This is a genomic window from Iodobacter arcticus (assembly GCF_042664895.1).
Classification (GTDB): domain Bacteria; phylum Pseudomonadota; class Gammaproteobacteria; order Burkholderiales; family Chitinibacteraceae; genus Iodobacter; species Iodobacter arcticus.
The window spans coordinates 1,647-15,152 of the sequence record NZ_JBHTBQ010000047.1 but is presented as its reverse complement, the minus strand read 5'-3'; the positions used below and the strand labels follow the sequence as shown (position 1 = coordinate 15,152).

7 protein-coding genes are annotated in these 13,506 nt (G+C 49.0%); 5 read left to right on the top strand and 2 right to left on the bottom strand.

The annotated features are described in order from the left end of the window. Position 1 precedes the first annotated feature (1 nt). The 4 genes from ACFQNF_RS20555 (at position 2) to ACFQNF_RS20540 (ending at position 8,110) form a co-directional block, all read left to right on the top strand. On the top strand, positions 2–2,131 hold the full coding sequence (locus ACFQNF_RS20555) for a PAS domain-containing protein (RefSeq protein ID WP_380190240.1): 2,130 nt from the start codon (positions 2–4) through the stop codon (positions 2,129–2,131). Further along, positions 2,128–6,039 carry a PAS domain S-box protein gene (locus tag ACFQNF_RS20550; protein ID WP_380190238.1) on the top strand — a complete coding sequence of 1,304 codons (3,912 nt, stop codon included), beginning with the start codon at positions 2,128–2,130 and terminating at the stop codon, positions 6,037–6,039. The genes ACFQNF_RS20555 and ACFQNF_RS20550 overlap by 4 nt, the downstream gene beginning before the upstream one ends. Before the next feature lie 565 nt (positions 6,040–6,604). After that, positions 6,605–7,162: a hypothetical protein gene (locus ACFQNF_RS20545; RefSeq protein WP_380190236.1), complete on the top strand. Its 558-nt coding sequence runs from the start codon at positions 6,605–6,607 to the stop codon at positions 7,160–7,162. 105 nt (positions 7,163–7,267) lie between these two features. Further along, entirely contained in the window at positions 7,268–8,110 is an 843-nt protein-coding gene (locus ACFQNF_RS20540) for a GIY-YIG nuclease family protein (protein ID WP_380190235.1), read from the top strand. A 342-nt stretch (positions 8,111–8,452) separates the two neighbouring features. Here the strand turns inward: ACFQNF_RS20540 and ACFQNF_RS20535 are convergent, their stop codons facing one another. After that, entirely contained in the window at positions 8,453–10,066 is a 1,614-nt protein-coding gene (locus ACFQNF_RS20535; protein ID WP_380190233.1) for a methyl-accepting chemotaxis protein, read from the bottom strand. A gap of 235 nt (positions 10,067–10,301) precedes the next feature. Then, on the bottom strand, positions 10,302–11,765 hold the full coding sequence (locus tag ACFQNF_RS20530; protein ID WP_380190231.1) for an amino acid permease: 1,464 nt from the start codon (positions 11,763–11,765) through the stop codon (positions 10,302–10,304). 226 nt (positions 11,766–11,991) lie between these two features. Between ACFQNF_RS20530 and ACFQNF_RS20525 the strand changes: the two genes are divergently transcribed. Then, the gene (locus tag ACFQNF_RS20525) at positions 11,992–13,305 is read left to right on the top strand and encodes a Na+/H+ antiporter family protein (RefSeq protein WP_380190229.1); all 1,314 of its coding nucleotides are present in this window, start codon (positions 11,992–11,994) and stop codon (positions 13,303–13,305) included. Positions 13,306–13,506 lie beyond the last annotated feature (201 nt).

Here is a 13,506-nt window from a genome sequence, read left to right as displayed (position 1 = left end):
GATGCAAAAAGAATTTACTCAAACCTTATCTCACATTCTCAAGATTGCACTCACTTATGCTGCAATCGCAGGGCTGGGTGTCGTACTCAGCAGCAAAATAATAGAAATGCTGTATGCCCCGACACATCCCTTTGAATGGCTGACAACGCTCAAAGACTGGCTGCTGATCGTTTGCAGCGTATTACTGCTCTATGTGATGTGGAAGCGCCTGCCCGAAAGTGAAAACGGGCTCAATCCAAAACAACATACCAGCTATGGCAACAAACTAGGTATCTCATTCTCACTGTTAGCGCTGGTGATTCTATTGCTCAGCGGCGCGGGCATTGCCTATCGGGTCAGCCAAGTAGAAAAAACAAATGAAACCAGAATACAAATTGTGACCGACGTAAAGCTCAAGCAAATAACGGATTGGTTAAAAGAGCGGGAAGGCGATGCAGAGCTGCTCAAAACCAGCCTGATCTACGCCACGCTCTATCAAAACTGGCGTCAGACAGGGGATCTAAGCAGCAAATTAAAGCTGCTTACCCGGCTGGAGCAAGTTGGCAAAATCAAAGGATTCAGCGCAGCCAGCCTGCTAGATTCTGAAGGAAAACTACTCTGGAGCTCATCGCTACCCGTATTACAGAATTTGCCCAACTATCAGGCTACGCTGCACACTGCGGCTCAATCAAAAAAAGTGCAGAGAATTGGCCCCTACCCCGACGCTAAAGGCCAGCCCAACTTAGATTTTATTGCCCCGCTTACCGCCATCGCCGGGCCAACACCCTTTATTGTTTTGCATAGCCATACCGATCACTGGCTCTCTGCCATGCTGCAAACACAGCCCCTCCCTAGCCCACTCAGTGAATCTTTATTATTTAGTAAAGAAGGCAATCAACTGGTTTTATTAAACGGCCCTCACTTTGGCCTAAAGATACCCGCCATCAGCCCACTGCAAAGCACCCAGCTTTTACCCGATAACCTACCTCTGAGCAAAACGCTCAGTGGCAAAACCATGGGCATCCTTCGTGCAGTGCCCAATAGCAACTGGTTTTTGCTCACCCAAATTGATCAATCCGCACTTTACAGTGAGATCATCAAAGATTCCCTGTGGATTAGCCTGGCCGCACTATTAGCACTGCTGATGACGCGTACCGGCTATGTGATTCTGAAGCAGCAAGAACAATTAATTTTGGCCACCAATATCCGCCAATTACAAACCGAACATTTACAGTCTGTAAAACTGCTCTCCACCATTGCAGATAGCTCTGAAGACGCCATTTTTGCCAAAGACCTTGAAGGCCGCTACATTCTATTTAATCGCGCGGCCTGCCGTTTTATAAACCGGCAAAGCCAAGATGTTCTGGGGCAGGATGACAGAGCAATTTTTCCGCCTGATCAGGCGGAAATGCTGATGGATCTTGACCGGCAAGTCATTCTCCGCAATACCATTATCACGCAGGAAGAAGTGCTTGATATGCCAAATGGCCAGCGCATTTTTCTGGGAACTAAAGGGCCACTTTGCGACGAGAAAGGCAATACCATCGGTGTTTTTGGTATTTCACGAGATATTACCGAACGCAAACAAGCCGAAATGGTGCTAAAAGAAAACGAAGAGCGTTTTCGCGCTTTGGTAGAGCAATCACTGGCCGGCATTTATATTATTCAGAAGCACCGCCTAAGCTACGTTAACCATGGCTTTGCCAGAATATTTGGCCACGAAGATGCTCAGGCCCTGATCGCCATGGGGCAAATTGAAGAGCTAGTCAGCCCGCATGATAAACAGCGAGTGAGTGAGCTGATCTTACAAGCGGAGAATGGCGAGCTTAGCGATATTCACTTCACATTCACCGGTCTTCAACGCAGCGGCGCGCCAATTGAAGTGGAATTTTATGGCCGCAAAGTCGATGACAAAGGGCATCCGGCACTGATTGGCTTACTACTGGATATCACCGAGCGCAAAGCGGTAGAACACACACTCACCCGCCAGTCAGAAGAATTGCTCCAGCGCAATGCCGAGCTGGAGCGTTTTAACCAAGCCATGGTAGACCGAGAGCTGGAAATGATTGAGCTCAAACGGCAGATCAAGGAATTAAACCTTCATCAAACTGCAAATAACAGCCCTGATCCTCTTTTGGCCAGAAAATCATGAAAGGCCTGAACCATTACAACGTCCATGCTCTGTACTCAAAGCGCCACTTGCTGCTGATCTACCTACTTGCCATTATTTTGCCTTTGCTCATGCTGCGAGTAAGGAATGAAATTGCAATTTCTTTTGGCGAACGGCCCTTACTCATTCTTTTTATCTTGCCCATTACCATCAGCGCCTACTTGGGCGGCTTTGTACCTGGCCTGCTTAGCACCTTGGTTGCAGCGGCTTGTGCTGCTTACTTTATCCCCCCCATCGACAGCTTTGCAATAAACACGCCTCACGATCTGATGCAATGGGGAATACTGCTTGCCAACGGCACTTTATTAAGCTTTTTTAGTGAATTTCTGCATCGCTCCCGCCGCAATGAAACTGAGCGCTGGCGGGAAATGAGCGCCATTCAAGATCAATTACTCCAAAGCGAGCTGCGCTTTCAAGCCACTTTTGAACAAGCGGCAATGGGCATTGCAATGGTATCCCCCAATGGGCAATGGCTACGTGTCAACCGCAGATTGTGCCAAATCACAGGCTATAGCCAGGACGAACTTTTATCGCTGACATTTCAAGACATTACCCACCCAGCCGACCTGCAAGATGATCAGCATTTTGTTGAAAGAATGCTGGCAGGCCAGCTGGAAACGTATGCCATGCAAAAACGCTACCTATGTAAAGGAGGAGAAATCACTTGGGTAAACCTAACCGTTGCCCTCGCCTGGAAAAAAAACGGCGAGCCCGATTACTTTATCTCGGTCATTGAAGATATCCAGGCACGTAAACAAGCCGAAGCCGCACTCAAAGAAAGCGAATCCATCTTAAAAGAAGCACAGCGGCTGGCTAGAGTTGGCAGCTGGAGCTGGGATATTGTGAGCAATACACACCTTTGGTCAGAAGAGATTTATCACATTTATGGCCGGGACCTCGCCTTACCCGCCGCCGTGTTCCCCGAAGTACAACGCTACTTCAGCACTGAGAGCTGGATAGAGCTGGTTAAAGCCGTTGAGATCTGCCTTGCAGAGGGAACGGCTTACTCTTGTGATGCGGAGGTGATTCGCCACGATGGAAATCATCGCTGGATCACCGCGCGAGGCAAAGCAAAGCGTGATCAAAGCGGAAAAATCATCGAGCTACACGGCACGATACAAGATATTACCGAGCGTAAACGCGCCGAAATAGCCCTGATCAATAGCCAGAACGAAGCTTTAGAAAAACAAGGCCGGGCTAGGCTAGCAGCGCTTAATCTGATGGAAGACGCCATGTCTGCCCGCTCGCATGCCGAAATAAGCAATGCCGCGCTCAGAGAAAGCGAGCAGCGTTTACTAATGGCACAAGAAGGCGCGCATGTGGGCATCTGGGATTGGGATTTATCCAGTAATCAAATTTACTGGTCGCCAGAATGCGCCAGACTCTATGACGTAGCGGCCAATACCCCGATCACAATCGCGCTCTGGCGAAGCAAAATTTATCCCGTTGACTTAGCACGCATTGACGCCAAGCTTAAAAATCACCCTGCCAATGAAGAAGCGTTTGAAGTGGAGTTTCGTATCCGCCAAAACTCTGGCGAAATCCGCTGGCTGGTTAGCAAGGGGCGAGCCCAGTACACCCACTACGGCAAAGCCATCCGTATCTCTGGCATTGCTTTAGATATCACCGAAAGTAAACAAACTGAAGAGCAATTACGTAAATTATTCTTGGCCGTAGAGCAAAGCCCGGAAAACATCATCATCACCGATGCGGATTCATATATTGATTATGTAAATACCTCTTTTGTACAAACATCGGGCTATGACAGAGACGAAGTGATCGGCCAGCCCGCACGCATTCTGCAATCCGGCCACACTCCGGAAGCCACCTATGCCGCGCTGAATAAAGCGCTGCTGCTGGGCATACATTGGCAGGGTGAATTTATTAACCGCCGCAAAAATGGGGACGTCTACACTGTACTGGCCTCGGTTTCCCCTATTCGTCAGGACGATGGAAAAATCACCCATTATCTGGGGATACAAGAAGATATTACCGAGAAAAAACGCCTGAGCGTCGAGCTGGATCGGCACCGATTTCATCTTGAAGAGCTTGTTTCAGAGCGAACTACCCAACTTGCCGAAGCGCGTGAAAAAGCCGAATCAGCCAATCATGCCAAAAGTGCTTTTCTGGCCAATATGAGCCATGAAATCCGCACGCCCATGAATGCCATTCTTGGCCTGACTCATTTACTCAGGCGGGACGGCGTCACCCCGCATCAGGCCCAGCGGCTCAGTAAAATTAATAATGCCGCCCAGCACCTGATGTCGGTGATCAACGATATTCTTGATTTATCTAAAATTGAAGCGGGCAGGCTAGAGCTGGAGCAAAGCGACTTCTCGCTTATCGCCCTCTTTGATAATGTGTGCACACTGATCAACGATGCAGCGCTTGATAAAGGGCTAAATATCGAAACCGATACCGGCCAAGTGCCTGCATGGCTACATGGCGACGCCACCCGGCTACGCCAAGCGCTGCTTAATTACGCCAGCAACGCCATTAAATTTACCGAACAAGGCCATATCATCCTGCGCGCTCGCGTAGAAAACGAGCAAGAAAACAGCCTGCTACTTTGCTTTGAAGTAGAAGACACCGGCATAGGCATTAATGCGGAGCAAACCAGCAGACTATTCCAAAACTTTGAACAAGCCGACGTGTCCACCACGCGCAAATACGGCGGTACCGGCCTTGGCTTAGCGATTACCCGGCGTCTGGCAGAAAGAATGTGCGGAGAAGCAGGTGTAAGGCCAGCAGCAGGCCAAGGCAGCATCTTCTGGTTTACCGCCGTACTGGAAAAAGGCATCAGCCCGCAGATCACCCCCATCGAGCTTGCCTCCGGGCAGATGGAGGCCGAATTACGCAACCATGCTGGCGCGCAATTATTATTGGTTGAAGACAATGACATCAACCTAGAAGTCATCCTTGATCTGCTCAATGAAAGCGGCCTGATCCTTGATACCGCAGTAAACGGGCAAGAAGCACTAGAAAAAGCCAAAGTAAATCACTACGACCTCATTCTGATGGATATTCAAATGCCGGTCATGGATGGCCTTGAAGCCACCATCGCGATTCGCGCTCTACCTAATGGAAAAAACACCCCGATCATCGCCCTTACCGCCAGCGCCTTTGATGAAAACAAACAAGCTTGCGAAGCCGCGGGTGCCAATGGCTTTATCAGCAAGCCCGTCAACCCGGAAGCCTTATTTGAAGTACTGCTCAAATGGCTGCCCCAATGCCAGCCTATCGATTCGGCGTCTGCGCCTGATGTCAGCCGGGCAAAACGGGCCAGCGAGCATATTTTTTACGAGCGCGAGCTGGCCGAACTAGCATCTCATCCGGGGCTTAATATTACAGAAGCACTAGAAAGGCTAAAAGGAAACGCTGCGAAATACCTCGATTTACTACGCCGCTTTCTGGAATCGCACGCTGGCGATATGGCCTTACTTGAGGAGCATCTGCTCAAACAAAATAACAGCGAAGTCTTGCTGATCACACACACACTAAAAGGCGCAGCAGCTGTTTTAAGTATAGAGAGCGTGGCTAGCCTAGCCGAGCAGCTGGAATTCGCTTTACACAACAAAGCCCCCGCAGCAGAGCGTGATCAATTAATCCATGCCATCAATCATGAGCTCACCCAGCTAGACAGCTTACTTAATCCCCCGCCAGTGCAACAAACCTACCCGCTGCCCCAGCTGCTCACCAAGCTGGAAAACCTACTCAGCCAGAACGACACCGCAGCCATTCCGCTTTTTGAGCGGCACGCCGAACAATTTTTTAAAGCACTCGGCACCGGCGTTCAAGCGCTTGCCCGGCAAATTGGCCAGTTTAATTTTGAAACGGCCCTGGACACCTTACACAGCCTCATCGCCGCAGCACAGCTTCAAGATGATTAAGCAGCCGCACTTTACTTAAACAAGATGAGGCGAAGCCAGATTTCTCATGATCTGGCTGTGGTGGAATGATTGGCTATGGGGGTACGAAGCAGAGTTAAGAAACGCCCCCTATCCAGCGAGCTTTGCACACCCAGACCGCCACGATTTAAAGCATGTTTATAAATCATGGTGGTGCGCACATCGCTATAGCGAGTCACCCAACCCGATAAGCCTGCTCGGCACGCAAACTGTAGTGCAATGTACGCAGTCCATCACACCCCTGATTCAGCAACACATATCCCAAACCTCGAGTCAATTCGATGTAATATAGCGATAAAAAAACGTCAGGTGGTTTCCGGCAAGGCACTTCACGGGGCTTGGTTTTTATACACCACAGATGCTGGTTTTTCTGCCGTTTTAGGGGCCTTTTGTTAGAGCAAACACAATAGGAATACCCACTGATTTTGTAATCGCCAAAAGCCAAGAGCACAGTTACTTCAGGTGCTTCTACACTTTTATGATGCCACTTTAAGCTCTAACCATTCACTCAACCGGCTGCAACATTAAGCGCCTCTAGGCTAAGTCAATGAGCTACGAAGAAGAAACCGAAGACATACCGTTCACAGCCGAAATGGAAGCTGAATTTCGGCAGATCGCTCGAGGCCGCGCTCCTGCTAGGCTGGCACAACTTGCAGAAGCCCTAGGCGACACCGACGCATTTACTCACCTACCCTCTGCAGCAGCAGCGGCGTTCCATCTTGAGCAGTTTGGCGATGCCAAACAATTTGCTGAACGTGCGCTAGCCTTAGCACCAGCCTTCAAAGAGAACTGGAATTATGGCAACGCCATTCACTGCGGGCACACAGTGCTTGGTCTTCTCGCGATCAACTCTCAAGACGATGCCGCCGCGATCAACGAGCTATATAAATTAGGCAAAACGCCAGGTTCGCCACAGCTCAATACTTTTGGTCCGACGATGCAGCTTGCTAAGGCACTTCTAAAAATCGGCCATATTGAGCCAGTGTTGACCTACCTGAACCAATGCCGGGCGTTCTGGGAAATGGGAGGCACTTGGCTTGATCTGTGGGAGCGCAAAATCCGAGAAGGCCATATCCCTAACTTCTTTCAGCACAGCCGTGTGTGAACGAACTCGCAATATGGCGAACAACCTCGCTCCCTTCGGCCGTTGGACGCTGCACGATAAAGCCTCGTAGCGCCCAGTGACCTCTACGTTATACGGATTCATCATATGGCTAGCGCGACAATTAAAATATTTCTTGCTCATGGTGACCCAAAGCGGTTACGAACCGCAGAGCTGTCAAACTGGACAGGCAAGGCGGTTGCAGGCCCTCGCACAGAATTCGACAGCATTCTCGCTCGCGAAGAGGCAACGAATGCAGGTGTGTATTTTCTTACGGGAATTGATACCGAAACGGGGAAGCAAGCTCTATATATTGGAGAGGCTGAGTCAATTAAGAATCGCCTCAAAAGCCACCTTGAAAAGGACTTTTGGAATCAAGTTGTTTTCTTCACAAGCAAAGACGAGAACCTGACCAAAGCACATATCCGATTTTTAGAAGGCCGCCTCATAGACGAAGCAAAGCAATCTGGGCGTGCCGTTCTGAAGAATGCACAATCTAGTGGCGCGAAGCTCCCTGAGTCCGACAGAGAGGATATGGAGGTGTTCTTAGAGAAAATGCAGCAACTTCTTCCAGCACTCGGCGTAGAGGCTCTAGTTCCCACTACCGCAATACTCCCGCCTAGTTCTTACGAAATGTTTTTCTGTGAGCTAAAAGGGCTGAAAGCATCCGGATACTTAACCTCAAACGGAATTGTTGTGGTTTCTGGCTCCAATGCAGTATTGCAAGAGCGTGATTCGGCCCCCAAATATCCTTGGGTTATGGCGCTACGACAAAAACTAAAAGATGATGGCACCCTCGTTCCTGATGGCGAGCGATTGCTTTTCACAAAAGATACAGAATTCGCGAGCGCAAGCGCTGCGGCCGTAGTTATCCACGGAGGAACAACCAATGGACTTACTGCATGGAAAAACGCACAAGGAAAATCGCTCAAGGAAACCGAATCCGTATAACAAGTCGTTCCAGCGGACCATCAAAAAGCGGCTCTTTTTCCTGTTCGCAGAACTCCAACGTTAGGTCTCTCCAGCCCTGTAGGGCGGGTTAGGTTTATCAACCCGCGCTGAACTACATTGCCAAGCACAAACCACCTGCTTACCGCGCAGCTTACAATCCTGTCTGAATCGCGGGTTACGCCTGTGGCTAACCCGCCTACACAACTGCTCAGCTTCAGCGTTATCCCTTCAACAGCGTAGCAATAGCCTAAATAGCTTTAGCTAAATAGCGTGGCCAAATAAAAATAAGTAATGACAGGCCGTGCATTTCACATCAAATGCAAGGCCTGCCCCTATCGACTTTTACACCCGATAATAAGCAATCGCCGCATCCAGCTCACTGCTTAGCTGCCGCAAACGCGCACCTTCATTGGCGGTATTTTGAGCAACAGAGCTGCTTTCCTCCGACATCTGCGCCACTCGTTCCACCTGCTGCGCCATCATATGGCTAGCCGAACTTTGTTCACGCATGGAGTCGCTGATTTCACTGACCTGCTCCACCACCTGATCGGCATTCTGACGAATACTGGCAATCGCCGTGCTCGCTGCTTGAGCGCATTGCACACCATGTTCAACTTGTTTAACCGCGTGTTGCATACTCAAAACTGTCGCATTCGCTTCACTTTGAATCGCACTCACCGTAGAGATGATTTCTCGCGTTGAAAGACTTGTTCGCTCGGCAAGCTTACGGACTTCATCGGCTACCACAGCAAAGCCGCGGCCTAGCTCTCCCGCTCTCGCCGCTTCAATCGCGGCATTAAGCGCTAATAAATTGGTTTGATCGGCGATATCTTTAATCACATTCACAACGCTATTAATGCTAGCTGTGCGCTCTTTCAGCGATTCAATTTGCTCTGCTGAAACACGTACATCCGCAGCGATTTGTTGAATACTCTGAATGGTGCTTTCAATCACATCGCCACCACTTGCGGCCATCTTGCCTGCTTCACGCGCTGTGCGATCACATTCATTAGTCCGATCTGCAACCAAGCCAATACTAACGGTCACCTCCTCTACCCCTGCAGCCATACTCGATGCCGCCCCGCTCACATGCTGCGATGCGCTAGATAATTCCTGGCTGCTTAAAGACAGCTCACTCGCCGTGCCTGTTACATCACGGCCAATGCGATGTAGCTGCTGCAAGCTGCCTTGCAGTGTATCGAGCAAGCCATTTAAAGCATTCAACGATTCAGCAATTTCATCATTTCCTATCACTTTCATACGCTGGGTGAAATCGTAATTTGTCCCTAAATTAACTAAAAACTGACGTAAATCCTGTAACGGTTTTTTAATGCCTTGGGTAATCCAAACACCCAAAACAAAAGCCAAAAGTAATAAGACCCCACCCACAGTTAATGATGAAGTAATTGCATTGGATATCTGGGCTTTTACATCACTACTGGCCTCTTTGGAATAATCACGGTTATGTGTTTTTGCAATCTCTAAGGCAGCAAAAAACTTTTCAGCTTGTGGGGTAACGCTTTTAGAAATATAACTGCGCGCGTCCTCTGGGGGCAGGGTCAGCGAAAAGCGTGCGCCTTCTGCAACCAGTGGTTTTAAAATGGCAAACTCTGCCACAGCGCTGGCTAGATTTTTACGATCAATATCATCATCAACAAATTTTTCATAGCTTTGTAAAAGGCGATCAACGTCTGCCAATAAGCTTTGCATTTTATTGATGTGTATCTGCTTTTGCTGGGGATCGGCTTCAATAATGTGGCTTAATTCCAAGCGGCGTGCGCCCATAAAGGCAAGCTCGGCATCATTAAGTGTCTCTAAAGAGGGGATGACATTTGCCACCACCTCGTCAACCCGCACATTAATTGTATTCAGCTTTAAAAAGCTGACCGTAATGAGCAGCAAGATGGATATTGCTGTAGTTGCCACTAATAAAGTGAGCCGGTGAGTAATTTTCAAGGTTCTTTCCAAAAGTAAATGATTAAAAAACAGCTCACAATCTAATCTTAGCTTTTTAGACTTTCCCTGCAAGATATTTAATTGCACAGTGTGTGCTGCGGTGCGGGCCTTTTCTTAAAATATTTATCCACCTTATTTAAGAATAGGATAGGTAGCTCTGAGAGAATTATTTAATAAGATACTAAAAAAACGCCCCAATCAAAGATCGGGGCACTTTTGGAGCTATTTTTAGCGCTTAATCCCGCTGGCTATCTAAATCCATTGCCGCTAGGGTTACAAATTTGCTTTTATTCTTATAGCGATAAGCAAACCAGATTGCGAAGAATAAAGGAATGCCGATATAGGTAGCGGTAACACTAGCCCAATCGATGTTACCTGCCATAAAGGCTTGATAATTTTGGCCCAGCATAATCACCATACAAAGCGCAAAAGCAAACAGCGGCCCAATCGGATAAAAGCGGGAGCGATAAGGTAGCGCTTTTAAATCACGGCCTTGGGCGATATAGCCTTTGCGAAAGCGATAATGGCAAATGGCAATGCCTAGCCAAGCAATAAAGCCAGTCATACCTGAGGTATTCAATAACCATAGATAGACTGTTTTATCGCCAAAAATAGAGGCAAAGAAGCACAGCATACCCACTACCGTAGTAGCGTAAAGCGCGTTTCTTGGCACGCCATTATTAGATAATCTGGCAAATATCTTAGGCGCTTTGCCTTCGGTGGCTAAGGAATACAGCATGCGCGTGGAGGCATACATGCCTGAATTACCTGCTGATAAAATGGCGGTTAAAATCACGGTATTCATTAAGCTGGCGGCAAAGGCAATACCGGCGTTTTTAAATACCAAGGTAAATGGGCTTACGCCAATATCAGAGACATCGCCCTTTAATAGATTAGGATCGGTGTAGGGAATCAACAGACCAATAATCAAAATGGCAAATACATAAAACAATAAGATTCGCCAGAACACTTGTTTAATAGCAAGGGGAATATCTTTTTTTGGATTGGCCGATTCGCCAGCGGCAATACCAATTAACTCGGTGCCCTGAAAAGAGAATCCGGCAATCATCGCCACCCCAAGCATGGCGGGGAATCCCCCTACAAAAGGCCCGTCGCCCATGGTGAAGTTTTCCAGCCCCACCGCGTGGGTACCTTTCATAATGCCAAATACCATCAAGAGGCCGGTGCCGATAAAGACAATCACCGTCACTACTTTAATAAGAGAAAACCAGTATTCCGCCTCGCCAAAGCCTTTGACCGAAATAAAGTTCAGCGCAAACATAATTCCTAAAAATAAGGCGCTCCACATCATGCCGGAGCTATCGGGAAACCAAAATTTCATCACCATACTGGCCGCAGCCAGCTCAACCGCAATGGTTACCGCCCAGTTGTACCAGTAGTTCCAACCCAAAGCGAAGCCAAAGCCCGGCTCAACAAATTTAGCACCATAAGTAGAAAAAGAACCAGAGACCGGCATATAGGCGGCCATTTCGGCAAGACTGGTCATTAAAAAGTAGACCATCAGCCCGATCACAGCGTAGGCAAGCAAAGCACCACCAGGACCAGCTTGCGCAACCGTTGCACCAGAAGCCACAAATAGCCCCGTACCAATCGATCCGCCAATGGCGATCATGCTGAGATGGCGGGCGCGTAAATTACGCTTTAGCCCATGGGCCTGACCTGTATCTTCTCCAATCATTACTTCTTCCTTTTCTAGCATTAAAGCACTTTAAAACATTGCAAAATACAACAGAAAATACCACCCAATAGGCAGCGGCGCGTGATACTAGCACCAGAAAAGCATTTCTTACACAGATAAATAGCTGATCGGGAATAACACCGTTTTGCGGAAAGTTCACCATTTCTTGCAGCAAAAATTCCCATCGCGGGTTAAAGTCCGGTTTTTTTCCCCACCGAATCCACTTATGAATGCCGTCTTAATTGCCGTCACCCTGATGCTGGCCCTCTCTCTTAGCCGCGTTAATGTGGTGATCAGCATCCTAGTGAGCGCAATGGCAGGTGGCCTGTTTGGCGGGCTGAATATTGCAGCAACGCTTGCCGCCTTTAATTCTGGCCTCGGTGGTGGCGCAGGCATTGCGCTGTCTTACGCACTTTTGGGTGCCTTTGCACTGGCGCTGGCCGAATCAGGCCTGCCGCACGCCATGGCCGATGGCCTTGCCAAGCTGGCGCGGCAAAGCAGCACCGGTACAAAAGTAAAATGGGGAATTATTCTGGCGCTGCTCGGCCTTGCCATTGCCTCGCAAAATATTCTGCCCATTCATATTGCCTTTATCCCGCTAGTAGTGCCACCGCTGCTCTACACCTTAGCCAAGCTGAAAGTAGACCGCCGTTTATTAGCTTGTATTCTGACTTTTGGTCTGGTAACGCCCTATATGGTTTTCCCTGTGGGCTTTGGTGAAATTTTCCTACAGCAGATTTTGCTCGGCAGTATTGCAAAATCGGGCTTAGATGCCAGCCATGTGGATGTGATGCGCGCGATGGCGCTGCCCGCACTGGGGATGGTGACAGGCTTACTGATTGCCGTATTTATCAGCTACCACAAACCCCGCCAATACCATATTGATGCCATTGCCGCCGTCGAGCGCGAAGACATTCAATACAGCCGCCGCAGCCTTTGTGTGGCTGGCCTTGCGATGGTGGGCACGTTTATCACCCAGCTTTATGCCGATTCCATGCTGTTTGGTGCGTTGGCTGGTTTTGTGATTTGCGTTTTGGGGGGTGCCGTGCCACTCAATAAAGCCGATGGTGTGTTTGCTGAGGGCATGAAAATGATGGCGGGGATTGGCCTAATTATGATTGCCGCCTCCGGCTTTGCCGAAGTGCTCAAAGCCACCGGCGATGTCTCCAGTCTGGTTGAGCACTCCATGCAATATATCGGCGGCAACAAGCCACTGGCGGTGTTCTTAATGCTGCTGGTGGGCTTGGTCGTCACGCTGGGTATTGGTTCTTCTTTCTCTACCGTGCCTATTCTTGCCACCATTTATGTGCCGCTCTCCATCCAGCTTGGGCTTAGCCCAGAAGCCATTGTCTGCCTGATTGGTACGGCTGGGGCCTTAGGAGATGCGGGTTCTCCTGCTGCGGATTCCACTCTGGGGCCAACGGCGGGTTTAAATATCGACGGCCAGCATGATCATATGTGGGACACGGTTGTACCGACTTTCTTGCACTTTAATTTGCCGGTACTCGCTTTTGGCTGGGTAGCAGTGATGAGCCTTTAAATATTTACATGCAAGACGGGCACAAAAATATTCCTGACTATGCCTCTTGCTCAATGAACCCTGTGTAGATGGATTGCTTGAGCGCCAGGCTTGGTGGTTGAATTTGTAGGGCGGGTGAAACCCGCGAGCAATACTGAATAAATACACGGGCCTCACCTCAACCCTATCAACTTAAGCGAAACCCACCAGAGTGGTGCTCCC

Coding starts and splice junctions, on each gene's coding strand:
- ACFQNF_RS20540 (WP_380190235.1), top strand. CDS start 7,268: ATGGCTAGCGCGACAATTAAAATATTTCTTGCTCATGGTGACCCAAAG.
- ACFQNF_RS20525 (WP_380190229.1), top strand. CDS start 11,992: ATGAATGCCGTCTTAATTGCCGTCACCCTGATGCTGGCCCTCTCTCTT.
- ACFQNF_RS20545 (WP_380190236.1), top strand. CDS start 6,605: ATGAGCTACGAAGAAGAAACCGAAGACATACCGTTCACAGCCGAAATG.
- ACFQNF_RS20550 (WP_380190238.1), top strand. CDS start 2,128: ATGAAAGGCCTGAACCATTACAACGTCCATGCTCTGTACTCAAAGCGC.
- ACFQNF_RS20530 (WP_380190231.1), bottom strand. CDS start 11,765: ATGATTGGAGAAGATACAGGTCAGGCCCATGGGCTAAAGCGTAATTTA.
- ACFQNF_RS20555 (WP_380190240.1), top strand. CDS start 2: ATGCAAAAAGAATTTACTCAAACCTTATCTCACATTCTCAAGATTGCA.